This is a genomic window from Exiguobacterium sp. s194 (assembly GCF_018618275.1).
Taxonomy (GTDB): domain Bacteria; phylum Bacillota; class Bacilli; order Exiguobacteriales; family Exiguobacteriaceae; genus Exiguobacterium; species Exiguobacterium chiriqhucha.
Genome location: NZ_JACSLT010000010.1, coordinates 86,701 through 102,201, shown reverse-complemented (window position 1 = coordinate 102,201; position 15,501 = coordinate 86,701). Strand labels below are relative to the sequence as shown.

Genomic DNA, 15,501 nt, shown 5'->3' with positions numbered 1-15,501 from the left:
ACTATTTATTCCTCCAATAAGCGTTCAATTAACTTCATTCCGACAAGTTGATCCGGTCTCACACCTGTCCAATATTCAAACGCCAAAGCGCCTTGTCCGACGAACATGGCAGTTCCGTTGACGATTTTCGCGTCTGCTTTGGCGGCTTCCTTTAAAAACGGTGTGACGAGTGGACGATATATGATATCACAAACGACGGTGTTTTGTCGTAAACCTTTTAACGATCGTGGTGAATCGACGCCGTCCATGCCGACCGATGTCGTCTGGATGATGACGTCATACCTTGCGATCTCGACATCTGTGAGCGCCTGCGCCTCGATCCCGAACGCGTCCGCGAGACGCTCCGCCCGTTCCATCGTTCGATTCGTGACCGTGACGTCACGGGTCGGCAAGGCACTGATGATGCCGCGCGCTGCCCCACCCGCCCCGATGACGAGCACATGGCCCGTCCAATCAGTCCAGCGGTCGAGCGCGGCGACGAGGCCAGCACCGTCCGTGTTCGTCCCAATCAGCTTCCCGTCCCGCTTATACACCGTGTTGACGGCACCAGCGGCTTCGGCCGCCACATCGAGTGTATCAAGGTACGGGATGACAGCCTCTTTATACGGGATTGTGACGTTGAATCCGTCCCAGACACCGTCACGCATCTGTTGAAACAAGTCCTCGATTTCGTCCGGGGTGACGTCGAGCGCCTCATAGCGCCCGAAAAGCCCAGACGCTCTCAGCCACTGCTCGTGCAGGACGGGAGAGAGCGAATGAGCAATCGGGTGACCGATGACGGCCAGTCTCATACGAGCGCCTCACGCAATGTGACGGCAACTCCTTTTGGTGCCCACGCGGCGATGCGTCCACCTTTTCCGTGAATCGCAACCCAACCGAGTCCGCTGAAGACGATGTCTGTCTTGACGCCGTCACGGAGACTGAACTCGTGACGCACGAGCGGAGGCAATAGTTGCAACGTTTTCTCGTTCGGCGGATTGAGCATCTTACCGATATGGTTTTCGTATAGTTCATCTGCTTTGTCGAGCTTGGTCCGGTGTGTCTTCAACTCGTTCGACATGTAGACAACGAACGAGCGCTTGTTGCCTTCCATGTAGTCGAGACGGGCGAGTCCACCGAAGAAGAGTGTCTGCTGCGGGTTCAATTGGAACACGTGCGGCTTAATCTCTTTTTTCGGGGTGATCGTCTTCAAATCTTTCGCATCGACATAATGCGCCATTTGATGACGGTTGATAATCCCCGGCGTATCGTACAGGTTCGCATCATCGTCGAGCGGGACGTCAATCAAATCGAGCGTCGTTCCCGGGAAATGACTGACCGTGATGATGGCCTCGTCTTCTGCTCCGAAACGCTTGATGATTTGGTTGATGAGCGTCGACTTCCCGACGTTCGTACAACCGACGACATAGACATCCTTGCCTTTACGATAGTACTCAATCTTCTCTGCGAGCTCGTCGATGCCGTGCCCTTTTTTGGCACTGATCAAGTGCACATCGACCGGGTTCAAGCCGAGTTCTTTCGCTTCAGACTTCATCCAGTTGGCCATCCGGTTCGGGTTGACCGACTTCGGTAACAAGTCGACTTTGTTCCCGACCAAGAGGACGGGGTTCGTGCCGACTGAGCGTTGTAGCCCTGGCAACCAGCTGCCATTGAAGTCGAAAATATCGACGATTTTAATGACGAGCGCTTCTTTGGAGCTGATGCCGTTCAAGATGCGCAAGAAGTCGTCATCTGTCAATTCGACGTCTTGAATTTGATTGTAGTGCTTCAATTTGAAGCAACGTTGGCAAATGACGATCTCGCGATCGAGTGCCGATTTTGGTGCATAACCGGCACCGGTCGGGTCTTCCGTTTGAATAGCGACACCGCAACCGGCGCAATAACGTGTTGTTTCTTCCATAATGTTGTCTGCTGTCATTTAAGTTGCCTCTTCTTCATTCACTGTAGCGCCTCGCCGCTACTCCTGAAGCGTTAATTCCGACGCCTTACGCGCCGTACATGGACAGCCTCCTTCTTCCTGTGCGTTCGAGGTCCTTATTCATCTTTTTTATGTGAATCTTCGGAACGTGAGTGCACCGCTTCACCGATTTTCTCAGCGACGGCCACTTTGGCGCGCTTCGCATCGACGGCGAGTTCCTCAACTTTTTTCGTGATCAACACGTACTTTCCGCGACGTTTCATATGGGCGAACACGACTTTTTCAAGCATGCGATTGAACTTCGTGACGAGTCCGTCCGTCTTGACGACCGGTTGCACGTGGATGACGTGAATCCCGGCCATGTTGGCACCGAGTACGTCCGTGAACAATTGATCGCCTAAGAAGATGGCTTCTTTCGTCGAATAGCCATATTTTGCGAGCGCCTGTTTGAATCCAGACGGTAACGGCTTTTTCGCACGTGCCACATAGTGAAGGCCGAGCGGTTCCGTGAACGTACGTACGCGGTTCTCGTTATTATTCGAGACGACGATGACATCGAGGCCGTGTGACTTCACTTTTTCAAGCCATAGCAAAAGAAGCTCTGGTGCGTGCGGGACGTCCCAGGCCACGAGTGTATTATCAAGGTCCGTCAAAATTACACGTACCCCACGGTCTTTCAATTCTTCAAGGTCGATGTCAAATACTGACGCGACGAACTGTTTCGGATAAAGTCGATTAAACACGGTTAAATTCCTCCAATTAGCTAAAGCGATTCAACTACTATACATGTAGTGATATCCCTTCTATGGTAAACGAAAACCGACCAAACGACTAGTGTATCGTTCGGTCGGCCTGAAAAAGTTTTAAAAAATCAACCGTTTTGCATCGTCCCGATGACTTCTCCGAGTCGAACCGGGCCGATTTTGGCTGGGTCGATGGTGACGCGGCCTTTCTCAAAACAAAGGATGACGGTCGAGCCGAATGAGAAATAACCGACCTCGTCGCCTTTGCCCGCGTGTTCGCCTTCAAGCGTCCATTCGATCGTATTGACGTTCAACGCCCCGACCATGATGTGCTCGTATACTCCAACGGCCGTCTCGAAGCGTGTGACGCGACGATAGTTGCGTGAGAGCGGACGAACCGTCTCCGTCAACCCGATGTCATTCACCGGTGCCGAACGGTCACCGAGTTCATAATGACTGAGCACCCGCCCGGCGAGCGGGACGTGGACGCGGTGATAGTCACGCGGGCTCAAATAAAGTACACAGACCGTACCGCCGGCGTAACGTCTTGCTTCTTGTTGCGATCCGAGCAGTTCGGCGAGCGTGTACGACTGACCCTTGACCTCGAAGCGGCTGTCGTCCGTAATATCGGCCACGATGGACAGTTTGCCGTCGCATGGTGAGACGACCGAGTTCGGGTTGGCGTCGATCGGCCGGACCCCGTCTTTCAAATGACGTGTGAAAAAGGCGTGCAGGCTCGGATAAGCCTCGATCGGTTCCGCCGCTTCATCAACGTTGATTTGATACGTTTTCGCAAACGACGGGATGAAGGCCCGGCTCGCTGACGATTCAGCGAAGGCACGGAGTCGCTTGGCAATGACCGGGGTCGCGTTCAATTCAAACAAAGTCTGATATAAGCGGCTTTTGATCACTGTGTGCCCTCCTCGTTTTTAAAGAACGTTTCATACTGTTGCTCAGAGACCGCTCCTTCAACACGTCCGACTTCTTTTCCATCTTGGAAACGAATCATCGTCGGTGTCCCGTTGATGCCATAAGTCGTCCAGACGTTGTGGTCGGCCAAGTTGATGGAGACGGCGTCATTCTCTTCGATGAGTGGCTCGACGTATGGTTTGACTTGCTCACAGTATTCGCAACCTGTCTGCCAGAAGTAGACGACGACTTCCTCTTCTTCTGAAATCTTCGTCTCGAGCTCGTCAGGTGTGACGGCGTTGACGCCCGTCTCCTCGTTCGCGTTGTTCAAGAAGAACAACAAGCCGAGACCGATGACGATGATGACTCCGATGATGGCGAACGTGATGAAGTTCGCCCGTTTGGCATTGTTTTTCATATTCGATTCCTCCTAATAATATAAAAAGAACTGACTCGGATATGAGCCAGCTTGGTTGTAGACGTCTTACTTCTCTTGTGCGACGTCGCTAATCCCCATATCTTGGTTAAGCGTGTCCAAGAGTACAATAAAGATCGTGATGACGACGCCAAAGAATGTCGCGAGCATCGCGTTGAACGTCACGCCATCGACAGCAGAAATGATAAAGATTGCTGTATTCGAAAGCAAGATCGCCCAGAACAATGTGACTAAGTAACGCATCGATAGTCCCCTCCATCTCACAGATGATTCATGAAAAATTCATACGTCCTTAGTATAGCATTGTTACCGTAAAATGTGCGACCTCGATTGTATATTCTTTCCGTCGAAACGGGAAATATGGTACGGTTTGAGAAATAAGCAACTCGTAGAAAAGAGGAAACCCTATGTCACGTTATTTAATCGCAGTCGATTTGGATGGAACGTTGTTACGCGATGACAAGACGATCAGTGAACGCAACGTGCGTGCGCTTCAAGCAGCACGTGAGGCGGGTCATGAAGTGATGATCGCGACCGGTCGCCCACAACGCCATTCGATCATGTATTACGAAGATCTCGGCTTGACGACACCGCTCATCAACTTCAACGGCGCGCTCGTCCATCACCCGAAAGATCCGTCATACGCAGTGACGCACCGGCCGATTCCGCTCAAGACGGCGCACGAGATTATCGAGGAAGTATCGGAAACGAAAGCGCACAACATCGTCGTCGAAGTGACCGACCACGTCTATTTCCATAAAGATCCGCAAGAGTTTTACAGCCCATACGCCGAGCGCGCGCTCAGCGTCACGTCGGGCAACTTGCTCAAGCACTTGCAGGAAGAACCGACATCGCTCCTCATCCACGCGACGAAAGAGCACGTCGACAACGTCCGCGCTCGTTTGAATAAAGTCCACGCCGAGGCTGTCTTGAACCGCCAATGGCGCATGCCGGAGCACATGATCGAGGTCATGAGCCAGAACACGTCGAAAGCGCTCGGGTTGCGCGAAGTATCGAAACATCTCGGTATCAACCGCAAAAACATCATCGCGTTCGGCGACGAGGAAAACGACCTCGAGATGCTCGACTACGTCGGCACCGGCGTCGCGATGGGCAACGCCATCAGCCAGTTGAAAGCCGTCGCGGATGAAGTGACCGCTTCAAATATGGAAGACGGCATCGCCATCTACCTCGAAGAAAAACTTGGCATCAAAGCATAATCCACACACCGACTGTTCATGCAGTCGGTGTTTTTTGCGTTCGATTCTAACCATGGTCAAATAAAGCGCCACAAATAGTCGTCAAAAATCTTGGTCATCACTTTCGGGGTGTTCGCGATGTACACGTTGATTTGTTCCACGTTCGATTCATACGGATCCGCGTCACGTTCATCCGTCGGGAAGTCTGAGATTCCTTTGATGACGATGCATTCGACGTCATTTTTCTTGCAGATATACGCGATGGCGCCTGCTTCCGTATCCGCGATGGTGATGTCGTGTCCTTTCAGTTCCAGGTAGTCGTTCCACATCACGACCGCTCGATCGGCCGTCGCAATGGTACCCGTCAAAAAATCGTCCCCGTAGTTCGCTAGTTCAATGTCGACGATGAACGATTGCTTGATCAGCGGCTCTACTTCTTTGACCGTGCAATCGTATTGAACAGCGCGATGAGGGATGAGGATATCCAACTGGTTGAACGTATCGTCGATTCCGGCGCACGTGCCAGCCACAATCACTTTCATTAAATTGAAGCGAGACATCATATATTGATTGGCACCGACCCCGTTCGCTTTCCGCACACCGGTGCTGTAGAAAACGAGTTCGACATCATCAAGCGTCCTCTTGAAATACTCGCCATACGGGTAACTGAACCGCTCATCCACGCTAACGTCATAATACTCCAATGTCGCTTCATACTCCCATTTCGTCGCAATACTGACTCCAATCATCACACGTCCCCCTCACACTCGTTTTATCTCTACCTATACAATAACCCCCGCTGAGCGTTCAGCGGGGGTTTATTTTAGCGTCGGAACGCACCTTCGACATCTTCAGTCGGGACCATATTGATGAAGACGCTTGGATCGGCGTCTTTGCAGATGCGTGTGATTTCACGCACTTCGTGTCGTTGAGCGACCATCATGAGCGTCGCTTTCTCGACTTTCGAGTATGTGCCGATCGCCGGCATGAGCGTGATGCCGCGGAAGACGTGCTGGTGCAACTCCTTCGTCACTTCGTCCGGATGACTCGTGACGATGAAGAGCGTCTGGCGCTGCGTATTCGTATAAATCTCATCGATGACTTTCGACGTCACATATAAGAAGACGATCGTATAAAGCGCGGTCTGCCAACCGAACAACGCACCGGCCCAAAGCGCGATCATCATGTTCATGAGGAACAGATAGACGCCGACCGAGTTGTTCGTGAACTTTGCTAAGATCAGGGCGACGATATCGAATCCGCCGGTCGAGGCACCGAAACGAATCGTAATCCCCGAACCGATGGCGAGCAAAACCCCACCGAACACAGCATTCAAAAGCGGGTCGTCCGAAATGATTGACGACTGCGGAAGCACGCGAATGAACACGGTGACTGCCGCGACGCTGATCAATGTATGAATCATCATGTTCTTGCCGAGCATGAAATAACTGACGATCAACAGCGGTACGTTCAAGACGAAGAACCAAATCCCTTCCCCGAGCTCAAACGGTGTCCCCGCAAACAGTTGCGTAAAAATTTGGGCGAGCCCCGTAAATCCGGTCGAGTATACCCCCGCCGGGATTAAAAATAATGTCATGGATAATGCAACGAACACTCCCCCGATAATCGAAACGATTCCGATGCGAGCGTGTTCTTTAACGGCTTCCGTCAAGTTTTGTCTCCCCTTTCAAAAATGGCTAAGAATCAAGATAACATAGTTTTCTAGTGCTGCCTACCATAAAAATAATGGGATGTGTCCACGCTCTTCATAAAAAAACAAGCCGGCCGAGGCCGACTTGTTGAGCTGATGCGTTTGGTCACGCTTTCACCGTCTCGATTGTCACGGCATCGTTTGCCGGGACTGTGACGATGTTTCCGTATACGCGGATGGACACGTCCGTGCCACCTGTCTGTTTGATCGTCACTTGTTCACGCGTCGACGTGACCGTCAAGTGATGACCGCGCCAGAGCATGTTGAACGAGTACCCGTTCCAGCCCTTAGGAATCATCGGGCTGAATGTGAGCTCCGACTCAAGGGCGCGCATTCCTGCGAAACCGTGAACGATCGACATCCATGAGCCGACCATCGACGTGATGTGAAGCCCGTCTTCCGTGTCGTTGTTATAGTTATCGAGATCGAGTCGTGCCGAACGTTGGTACAACTCGACCGCCTTGTCTTCATAGCCGACTTCGGCTGCGATAATCGAGTAGACGCAAGGCGACAAGCTCGACTCATGGACCGTACGCGGCTCATAGAAGTCGAAGTTGGCCCGCTTCTGTTCGACCGTGAAGCGATCGCTGAACGTATACAGTCCTTGGAGCACGTCCGCCTGCTTGATGAAGTTCGAGCGGAGGATACGGTCCCACGACCAGTTTTGATTGAGCGGCAAATGTTTCGGATCGAGGTCTTTCACCAAAATCTGTTCTTTATCCATGAAGCCGTCCTGTTGCATGAACACGTCTGGGACGAGGTCATCTTTCGGGTAGTACATCTTCGTTTGGATATCGTTCCACTTCGCGAGTTCTTCGTCTGAAAGACCGAGCGTCGCGACAAGTTCTTCAAGGCGCGCTGGCTCTGCTTCTTTCAAATAGTTGTACACTTCTTGCGTGTACTCGAGCGTCCACGCGGCAATCAAGTTCGTATACCAGTTGTTGTTGACGTTGTTGTCGTATTCGTTCGGACCTGTGACGCCTAGAATCATATACACGTCTTTGTGCGGGACAAAGTTGACGCGGCTCGCCCAGTAACGCGAGATCTCGACCAATACTTCAAGTCCGTATTGACCTAGGTATGACTTGTCGCCCGTGAAGTTCGTATAGTTGAAGATGGCGTGGGCGATCGCACCGTTCCGGTGAATCTCTTCATGCGTGATTTCCCACTCGTTGTGGCACTCTTCGCCGTTCATCGTCACCATCGGATAGAGGGCGCCTTCCATGCCGACGTTCTTGACCGAGTTCTCTTTTGCTTGCGGCAATTGGTTGTGACGATATTTGAGCAAGTTCCACGATACTTCCGGTTTCGTCGTCGCCAAGTAGAAGTGGAGGCAATACGCTTCCGTGTCCCAGTATGTGGCGCCGCCGTATTTCTCGCCGGTGAACCCTTTCGGTCCGATGTTGAGGCGCGAGTCCTCGCCCGTATACGTCTGATACATGTTGAAAATGTTGAAGCGGATACCTTGCTGCGCTTCAGCGTCGCCGTCGATGCGGACGTCCGCGTCTTCCCAACGAGCGAGCCATGCTTCCGTCTGCTCGGCGAGAAGCGTTTCGAAGCCTTTTTCGAACGCCATCTCGACACGTTGCATCCCTTCCGATTGTAACGCCTCGACTTCATAATCACGGTTCGTGACGACCGAGACGTACTTGTACGCCGTCGCCGTCTCACCAGCTGGTGCCGTGACCGTGAACTTGTTGGCGACGTAAAGGTCCGTCGCTTCGAGCACTTCGCAACGTGCCCCCTCGACGTCAGCAATCATCGATGCCGTGACGTGCCAGTCGAGCTTCTTCGTTTTCGTTGTCACGAAACCGAAACGCTCTTCGACGCCGTGTTCGACCGGCAACCAGAACTTCTCATCGTAGTTCGAGTCTTCGTTGACGACATCGCCGTCCAAGAAAGGTGTGAATTCGACTTTCGCTTCGTAGTTGACCGGAGTGACGTTGTAACGGATCGCCAAAATCTCTTTGTCGACGATTGAGAAGAACCGGACGACTTCGACGTTCGTCTCTTCCGTCCCGTTCACGAGCGTGAACGTCCGCGTCAAGACACCGCGCTGCATATCAAGTTCACGCGTAAAGTCTTTCACTTCCCACTTCGCCAAGTCGACCGGCGTCCCGTTGATGGCGACACGAAGCCCAACGACGTTCGTCGCGTTCAATACTTTTGCGAAGTATTCCGGATAACCGTTCTTCCACCAACCGACACGTGTCTTATCTGGGTAATAAACACCGGCCACGTAAAAGCCTTGATGTGTATCGTTTGAATACTCTTCTTCAAAGTTGCCACGCATCCCCATATGTCCATTCCCGAGCGAGGTAATTGATTCCGCCAGGCGATTTTCTTCCGGATGTAGGCCTTTTTCCGTTACTTTCCATTCGTCGACTGCAAACAATCGTTTCATCTGTCTGCCACTCCTTTTTCTCTACAAGGCTACTCGTCATTAGACAATCGAATCATGCAACCGTTTGTCTATGAAAGCGCTGTATTTCAATCTCACCTCTCATTTTACACGACTCGCACGAGAATGCAATCGTTTGCATAAACTTTTTTCTTACTTTTTGGAGCAAACAAAAAACCTACCACCTTTTCAAGAAGGCAGTAGGTGCTCTAGTCACTTGTCTTGGTCGCGCCCGAACGCCGCGTTCGCTTCGTGCCCTTCGAACGCCGGGTTGTTTCCGTCATTGAACCCCGTGTCCGGTTCATCGAGAATCAAGGCGTAGCCTCCGTTTAAAATATCGCCATACGCGCGGTTGACGTCGTCGTCAGCGAGACCGAGGTCGAGCAACGCCCGCTTCACTTCCTGCTCGCCTTCGGCCACACCCGCGAACTTTTGCATCCAGTTCGCGCTCGCTGCTTCCACTTTTGCGTCGGTGTTCCGTTTGACGAGCGAGACGTCATCTTTGTCTCTCGCGACGACATATAAGTCGCTCTCCTCATAGCCTTCCTCGGTCAGTTGATCGATTTTGGCGACGAGGGCCGCCTCGTCTTGGTATGTGTCTACAAATCGACGTTTGCTCATCGTGTCTCATCCTTTCGGGTTGTCTGGTCATGAATCGTGACGTCGGCCTGGCCGACCTCGGTCACTTCAATTTCTTCTTTACGGAGCGTCTCCGTCATGGTTTTCACGTCTTCGGTCACTTGTTTCCGGACGATAATCTCTTCGACGACGACAGGACGTTTGACGATGAACGCCCGTTCCTCGATGACTTGAATCCGGAGATGGTCCCCTTCGTCAATCGTGCGAATGCCGGGCTGATTAAAGTCATAGTCCTCGAGCACGTCTTCTGACCCTGGTGTCCGCTCCACATGAACCTGTTCCCTGCGGACCGGGACTTCAATCTCTTGAACTGTCTCCGCGACGTGTCGATTTATGACGACCTCGCCCGTTTGAACGGCTTGTTTCTCGACGGTCAAGCGTTCCTCGTGCAAGGCAAGCGTCTGTTCTTCCGTCTCCGGTTCTGATTTCATTTTCGGACGGCCGGCCTCAAGCGATTGGTCGCCACGGTCGGCATCGACGTACAAGAAGAGTCGTCCCTGCTCGACTTCCTGAGCGAAGCGATCCTGTTGCTCCTTCGTGAGCCGCATGCTACCAAGCCAGCGTTCAATCGGTCGCTCGCTCGATGTGACGAGTGAGGCGACCGTACCCGGTTCGTCGGTGACGAGCACATATAACTTCGACTGGCGTCGGACCGCGTCCGCGGCGTCGGCTCGTTTGACGAGGACGTACATGTCCTCTTCGGCGTATCCTTCTCGTTTCAAATCGACCGTTCGATTGAGCAGCGCCTCCGGCTGGTCAAATACTTCAGAGATAATCGCATGTTTCATGGCATTGATTCCTCCTATGGTTACTTGGCGAAAAAAAGGATGGTCCCTCAGAGAGAGCCATCCTTGTCGAGGTACTTGGTCAATCGATTACAGGCGGTCACGCTCGTCGCGACGTTTGCGATCGAGATCATGATCGCGATGGCGAAGGTCGTCTTCCCCTTCGATATGCGCTTCTTCTTTACGCAACGTCTCACGTACCGTTTCCGTATCTTTGACTTTCTCTTTGCCGACGATGATTTCTTCGGCAACGACATCTTTCTTCGTCACATCGACACGTTCTTCCGTGACCGGTACGCGAATCTCATCGCGGTCAGTCGTCGCATCGAACGAATGCCCCGTCGCTTCACGGTCCCCATCGACACGGCGACGTTCGACATACACTTCATCGTGCTCGACTTCGACATCGACGCGTTCTTCGCGTTCGACGACATCTTTCTCGACGCGAACTTCACCAGTCTGCACACGTTCCTTGTTCACAAGGAGACGCTCTTCGTGCAACTCGAGTTTCTGTTCGTCCGTCAAGTCCGTACGGTTACGGATGTCCTCATCCATATCGTTGAAGCGGTTCGAGTTGACGCCTGCACCTGTTGCACCGATGCCGGCACCGGTTACGCCAGTCCCTGTTCCGAAGTCACGCGCGGTCATATTGCCCGCTTCGTTACCTTCTGATCCGTAACCAGCTGATGTGCGGCCGCCTTCGAACGTATCGTTACGTCCGTCGTCAAACACGCCGTCATTCTTGTCGAGCAAGAGGACCATGCCGCCGTTTTCGATATCTTGGTGATGACGCGCCGTCTCTTCTTCTGAGAAGCCGAGTTTATCGAACGTGTGACGTACTTCGTCTCCGCCGTCTGCTACTCCGAAGAAACGATCGAGCCATGACGCTTTCGTTTCTTTTACTTCTGCATCCGTTTCGCCGCGAACCATCGAAAGGTTCGACTTATCTTTCACAACGACGTACAGATCGTCTTCGCGATGCCCTTGGGCGCGAAGCTCATCAATTTTTGACACAAGCTCTGACTCCTGATAGTAAGTGCCTACATAACGTTTGTTATCCATGATTGTATCTCCCTTTCAAATTCTTTATTTTTTTGGTTATTGGCTGGGCGGATTCGTAATGATCTGCCATTCGGCCGGTAATGTAGATGTTCCCTTGCAATTCCGTTTCATGCATTTCTTTCACGATTGTAATCTATTTGTAACGATATGACTTTTGACCGATTGATTCCGCTTCTATTATATGCATCCGGATTGAACATAAAAAACCTCCCGCATGAAACGGAAGGTTTGACCTCATTCAACGATTTCAGTTTTCTTTTTCTGACCACATGACTGACGAACGACCAAATAATGCGGAACGATGACGCGTTTCCCGTAAGGTGGCGCGCTGTCTCCAATCTGTTCAATCAGACAGTTCGTTGCCTCGAAACCGAGGCCGAAGATGTTGATTTCGACCGAAGTGAGCGGCGGATTCGAATGTTCGGCGATGAAGACGTTGTTGAAACTGACGACGGCGACGTCCTCAGGTATCTTAAGCCCCATCTCACTGAGCGTGCTGATGACGCCGAGCGCCATCATATCGTCACTGACGACGACGGCTGTCGGTGGTTCCTCTAACTGGAGCAACTCCCGCACGGCTTTGGCCCCGCCCTTCGTCATGAACTCGGCACGAGCGATATAGTCTTCCCGAACCGGGATGCCCGCCTCCATCAACGCTGTCGCGTACCCGTTGCGACGATCTTGTGTGACGGCGAGTTTATCGGATCCCCCGATAAAGGCGATGCAACGATGGCCGAGGTTGTATAAGTGTTTCGTCACTTCACGCCCGGCCAAATAGTTGTCCGTGTCGACGTACGTAATCGACGAGGCATCTCCAAACGGCTTCCCGACGACGACGAACGGGAATTTTGTCTGACGTAAATATTGAACGACTTTGTCGTCTTCACGTGAGTACAAGACGATGACGCCGTCAACGCGACGGCCTTGGACCATCTCGATGACCCCCGACAAGACCTCTTCTTCGGTCACGCCCGTCGTCATGTAAAGCGAGTAACCGTTTTGGTGGGCTTTCGTACTGATTCCACGCAATACTTCAGGGAAGAATGGATTTTGAAGCGTTTTCGTCGCTGCGCTCGGCATGACGAGACCAATCGACTGTGTCGAGCGGTTGGCGAGACTTCGCGCGTGAATGTTCGGATGGTACCCGAGTTCTTCCATCGAACTGCGTACCCGCTCTTTCGTTTTCTGACTGATACGCGGACTGTTGGCGATGACGCGAGACACGGTCGACGGTGCGACATTGGCGTGTTTGGCGACATCTTTAATCGTGATTTGCATGATGCTCCCCCTTGCTTCCGTTAATTCATAGTTCCCTATCACAGGGTATCGTCAGCTTGCGCTCTTGCGACGCTTCCACATGACCAATCCAGTCAAGAAAATCGGGATGGCGATGACAAGTAGACCGATCGTCCACATGTTCACTTCCGATTCTTCGACGATGTAGGCGTTCGCGCTTTCTCCTGCGAGCTTGATGGTGAACGTGCCACGTTTGTCGGTGACAAGTTGTGAGAACAAGAGACCACGAAGGCGTGTATCTTCTCCGACTTCGCTTACCTCGAATTCAATCTCTCGGTCCTCGGCGTTCATATTGATAGCGTACAAAGCGACATCGTCGCCGTCACGACGCTCGAACACGGCCATGCCGTCTTTCGAGGCGATCATGCGTTGTTCGCCGGTCGCGAAGACGGGATATTCCTCTCGCATCCGGTTCATCATCGTGACGTATTCATGGAGCTCTTCATTTCCAGGGAAATCGGTCATGGCCCGGTTCGCCGGATCGGCTCCGCCCTTTTGTGCGTTCTCCGTCCCTTGGAAGACGATCGGCATGCCTGGAGACGCATAAAGGGCGAACAATCCGAGGCGTAGGCGACGCTCGGCCGACTCGGCCCCGCCGAGTTCCGCGACGTGCATGAATCGTTCTACGTCGTGGTTATCGAGGAACGTCGCCATTTGGTTCGGGTCGTTGAAGAACGTCTCGGCGTAGCTGGCGGCCACGTCGATTTCGTCTACACTCGCCGACTTTTGCGTCATCGTCTTCGAGACGCGGTCGTAAAACGTGAAGTTCGTGATGCTGTTGAAGCCTAGGTCATCATATTCCGCGACGTACTGTGGATCTGGGTCGAACACTTCGGCCAACAGATAAAAGTCGGGGTCGACGGCCCGGACCGCTTTAACGAAGTCTTCCCAAAACGGTTTGTCGACGTGACGTACCGTATCGAGACGATAGCCGTCAATGCCGGTCTCTTCAATCCAATACGTGGCCGCCTCGAGTAAGTAGTCTTTCACTTCCGGATCTTCCGTCTTGAAGTCCGGCAAGTCGAACAGCCAGTGCGTCTCGACTTGTTCTTGATCGTTCCAAAGCACGATCGGCAACTCGTCATGGAACCAGTCCGGTCGTTCTTCGACCCATGGATGTTTCGGACCGACGTGGTTGACGACGAAGTCGAGGATGACTTTCATGTCCCGTTTATGGGCCTCGTCAACGAGTTCTTGCAAATCTTCTTTCGTCCCAAATTGGGGATCGATGTTATAAAAGTCTTTAATCCAATATCCGTGATAGCCGTCCGGCATGTTTTCAAACACCGGTGTCAGCCAGACCGACGTGAACCCGAGCGACTCGATATAATCGAGCTTTTCAATCACGCCGCGGATATCGCCCCCGTGAAAGGCTTTCGGGTCATCTTTGTCGACCTGCGCGTTGTTGTCCGGATTCCCGTCAACAAACCGGTCGACCATGATAAAGTACATGCGTTCCTGTTCCCATGATGCTGCTTCTTTCGCTCCGACGATTGTTGGAAACAAAAGAAGCGACAGAAGAACGAGCACGACGCCTCGCCTCATATCGCTTCCCCCTTAAGTGAGTATTATCCTTTCGTACCACCGGCAGTGAGACCCGAGACGAAGTAGCGTTGGAACATGAAGAACAAGAGGACGATTGGGAGGGCCGAAAGGACGGCGCCTGCCGCGAACAACGTGAAGTTGTTGTCGAACTGTCGAGAGATCATGTTGTAAAGACCAACCGCGAGCGTCTGTTTCTCTGGTGAACGAAGGACGAGCGATGCCAAGATGAAGTCGTTGAACGGGCCCATGAAGTTGAACAAGGCGATCGTTGCGACGATTGGCTTCGCGAGCGGCAAAATGATTTGCCAGAAGATACGAAGGTGACCGGCACCATCCATCCGAGCAGCTTCATCGAGCTCTTTCGGAATCGTATCGAAATAACCTTTTGCCAAGTACGTGTTCATCGGGATTGCGCCTCCGGCATACAGCAAAATAAGGGCTGTGTGCGTATCAAGAAGGTTGAGCATGTTCAAGAGCACGTAGATGGCGATGATGGCAACGAATTGCGGGACCATCTGTAAGACGAGGAACATGACGAGCGAGTTCTTCCGTCCCACGAAACGGTAACGCGAGAAGACATAACCTGTAATCGTTACCAAAACGACTGAGAGCAACATTGTGATGACTGCAATTTTTAATGTGTTCACATACCATAAACTATAATCCGAAATAGATAGATCGAACAAGTTTTTATAGTGAATAAATGTCGGGTTCGACGGAATGATGGTCGATGTGATCGTACGACCCGGGTTGAATGACGTCCCGACCACCCAAAGCATTGGATAGAGAATGATGATCGACGCAAGCGTCAAGATGACATAAGAGAACGCCAAATTGATTCGTTTTTGTTTTTTCAT

General features: G+C 52.2%; 16 protein-coding genes. 1 reads left to right on the top strand and 15 read right to left on the bottom strand.

Translation table 11 applies throughout. From position 1 onward, the window contains the following. Nucleotides 1–5: 5 nt before the first annotated feature. From aroE to KNP85_RS13035, 6 genes are all read right to left on the bottom strand, one after another. Complete coding sequence (gene aroE, locus KNP85_RS13060) at nucleotides 6–791, bottom strand: shikimate dehydrogenase (RefSeq protein WP_021066651.1); 786 nt, start codon at nucleotides 789–791, stop codon at nucleotides 6–8. Continuing rightward, on the bottom strand, nucleotides 788–1,900 hold the full coding sequence (gene yqeH, locus KNP85_RS13055; protein WP_029595938.1) for a ribosome biogenesis GTPase YqeH: 1,113 nt from the start codon (nucleotides 1,898–1,900) through the stop codon (nucleotides 788–790). The genes aroE and yqeH overlap by 4 nt, the downstream gene beginning before the upstream one ends. Before the next feature lie 134 nt (nucleotides 1,901–2,034). Continuing rightward, nucleotides 2,035–2,661 (bottom strand): YqeG family HAD IIIA-type phosphatase, encoded by a 627-nt coding sequence (locus KNP85_RS13050; RefSeq protein ID WP_214803377.1) that lies wholly within the window; start codon nucleotides 2,659–2,661, stop codon nucleotides 2,035–2,037. Nucleotides 2,662–2,789: 128 nt separating this feature from the next. After that, entirely contained in the window at nucleotides 2,790–3,572 is a 783-nt protein-coding gene (locus tag KNP85_RS13045; protein WP_051627745.1) for a phosphatidylserine decarboxylase, read from the bottom strand. Beyond that, complete coding sequence (locus KNP85_RS13040) at nucleotides 3,569–3,988, bottom strand: thioredoxin family protein (protein WP_021066655.1); 420 nt, start codon at nucleotides 3,986–3,988, stop codon at nucleotides 3,569–3,571. Before KNP85_RS13040 ends, KNP85_RS13045 begins: the two co-directional genes overlap by 4 nt. A 66-nt stretch (nucleotides 3,989–4,054) precedes the next feature. Continuing rightward, entirely contained in the window at nucleotides 4,055–4,249 is a 195-nt protein-coding gene (locus KNP85_RS13035) for a YjzD family protein (protein WP_021066656.1), read from the bottom strand. 164 nt (nucleotides 4,250–4,413) lie between these two features. Between KNP85_RS13035 and KNP85_RS13030 the strand changes: the two genes are divergently transcribed. Then, entirely contained in the window at nucleotides 4,414–5,226 is an 813-nt protein-coding gene (locus KNP85_RS13030) for a Cof-type HAD-IIB family hydrolase (protein WP_214803374.1), read from the top strand. Nucleotides 5,227–5,282: 56 nt separating this feature from the next. Here KNP85_RS13030 and KNP85_RS13025 read toward each other — a convergent pair whose 3' ends face one another. The 9 genes from KNP85_RS13025 to KNP85_RS12985 form a co-directional block, all read right to left on the bottom strand. After that, nucleotides 5,283–5,954 carry a 5'-methylthioadenosine/S-adenosylhomocysteine nucleosidase family protein gene (locus tag KNP85_RS13025; protein ID WP_021066658.1) on the bottom strand — a complete coding sequence of 224 codons (672 nt, stop codon included), beginning with the start codon at nucleotides 5,952–5,954 and terminating at the stop codon, nucleotides 5,283–5,285. Nucleotides 5,955–6,028: 74 nt separating this feature from the next. After that, nucleotides 6,029–6,877 carry a YitT family protein gene (locus KNP85_RS13020; protein ID WP_021066659.1) on the bottom strand — a complete coding sequence of 283 codons (849 nt, stop codon included), beginning with the start codon at nucleotides 6,875–6,877 and terminating at the stop codon, nucleotides 6,029–6,031. Nucleotides 6,878–7,022: 145 nt separating this feature from the next. Next, entirely contained in the window at nucleotides 7,023–9,320 is a 2,298-nt protein-coding gene (locus KNP85_RS13015; protein WP_021066660.1) for a glycoside hydrolase family 65 protein, read from the bottom strand. 210 nt (nucleotides 9,321–9,530) lie between these two features. Beyond that, a complete protein-coding gene (locus KNP85_RS13010) occupies nucleotides 9,531–9,938 on the bottom strand; it encodes a general stress protein (protein WP_021066661.1) in 408 nt (135 codons plus the stop codon). After that, a complete protein-coding gene (locus tag KNP85_RS13005; protein WP_029595944.1) occupies nucleotides 9,935–10,744 on the bottom strand; it encodes a YsnF/AvaK domain-containing protein in 810 nt (269 codons plus the stop codon). Before KNP85_RS13005 ends, KNP85_RS13010 begins: the two co-directional genes overlap by 4 nt. Before the next feature lie 87 nt (nucleotides 10,745–10,831). Next, nucleotides 10,832–11,803 (bottom strand): YsnF/AvaK domain-containing protein, encoded by a 972-nt coding sequence (locus KNP85_RS13000; RefSeq protein WP_021066663.1) that lies wholly within the window; start codon nucleotides 11,801–11,803, stop codon nucleotides 10,832–10,834. A 234-nt stretch (nucleotides 11,804–12,037) separates the two neighbouring features. Further along, nucleotides 12,038–13,081 (bottom strand): LacI family DNA-binding transcriptional regulator, encoded by a 1,044-nt coding sequence (locus KNP85_RS12995; protein ID WP_029595946.1) that lies wholly within the window; start codon nucleotides 13,079–13,081, stop codon nucleotides 12,038–12,040. A 51-nt stretch (nucleotides 13,082–13,132) separates the two neighbouring features. Beyond that, a complete protein-coding gene (locus tag KNP85_RS12990; protein ID WP_058763056.1) occupies nucleotides 13,133–14,644 on the bottom strand; it encodes an alpha-amylase family glycosyl hydrolase in 1,512 nt (503 codons plus the stop codon). A gap of 23 nt (nucleotides 14,645–14,667) precedes the next feature. After that, on the bottom strand, nucleotides 14,668–15,501 hold the full coding sequence (locus KNP85_RS12985; RefSeq protein ID WP_021066667.1) for a sugar ABC transporter permease: 834 nt from the start codon (nucleotides 15,499–15,501) through the stop codon (nucleotides 14,668–14,670).

Coding starts and splice junctions, on each gene's coding strand:
- aroE (WP_021066651.1), bottom strand. CDS start 791: ATGAGACTGGCCGTCATCGGTCACCCGATTGCTCATTCGCTCTCTCCC.
- yqeH (WP_029595938.1), bottom strand. CDS start 1,900: ATGGAAGAAACAACACGTTATTGCGCCGGTTGCGGTGTCGCTATTCAA.
- KNP85_RS13040 (WP_021066655.1), bottom strand. CDS start 3,988: ATGAAAAACAATGCCAAACGGGCGAACTTCATCACGTTCGCCATCATC.
- KNP85_RS13035 (WP_021066656.1), bottom strand. CDS start 4,249: ATGCGTTACTTAGTCACATTGTTCTGGGCGATCTTGCTTTCGAATACA.
- KNP85_RS13030 (WP_214803374.1), top strand. CDS start 4,414: ATGTCACGTTATTTAATCGCAGTCGATTTGGATGGAACGTTGTTACGC.
- KNP85_RS13025 (WP_021066658.1), bottom strand. CDS start 5,954: ATGATTGGAGTCAGTATTGCGACGAAATGGGAGTATGAAGCGACATTG.
- KNP85_RS13015 (WP_021066660.1), bottom strand. CDS start 9,320: ATGAAACGATTGTTTGCAGTCGACGAATGGAAAGTAACGGAAAAAGGC.
- KNP85_RS13010 (WP_021066661.1), bottom strand. CDS start 9,938: ATGAGCAAACGTCGATTTGTAGACACATACCAAGACGAGGCGGCCCTC.
- KNP85_RS13005 (WP_029595944.1), bottom strand. CDS start 10,744: ATGAAACATGCGATTATCTCTGAAGTATTTGACCAGCCGGAGGCGCTG.
- KNP85_RS13000 (WP_021066663.1), bottom strand. CDS start 11,803: ATGGATAACAAACGTTATGTAGGCACTTACTATCAGGAGTCAGAGCTT.
- KNP85_RS12995 (WP_029595946.1), bottom strand. CDS start 13,081: ATGCAAATCACGATTAAAGATGTCGCCAAACACGCCAATGTCGCACCG.
- KNP85_RS12990 (WP_058763056.1), bottom strand. CDS start 14,644: ATGAGGCGAGGCGTCGTGCTCGTTCTTCTGTCGCTTCTTTTGTTTCCA.
- KNP85_RS12985 (WP_021066667.1), bottom strand. CDS start 15,501: ATGAAAAAACAAAAACGAATCAATTTGGCGTTCTCTTATGTCATCTTG.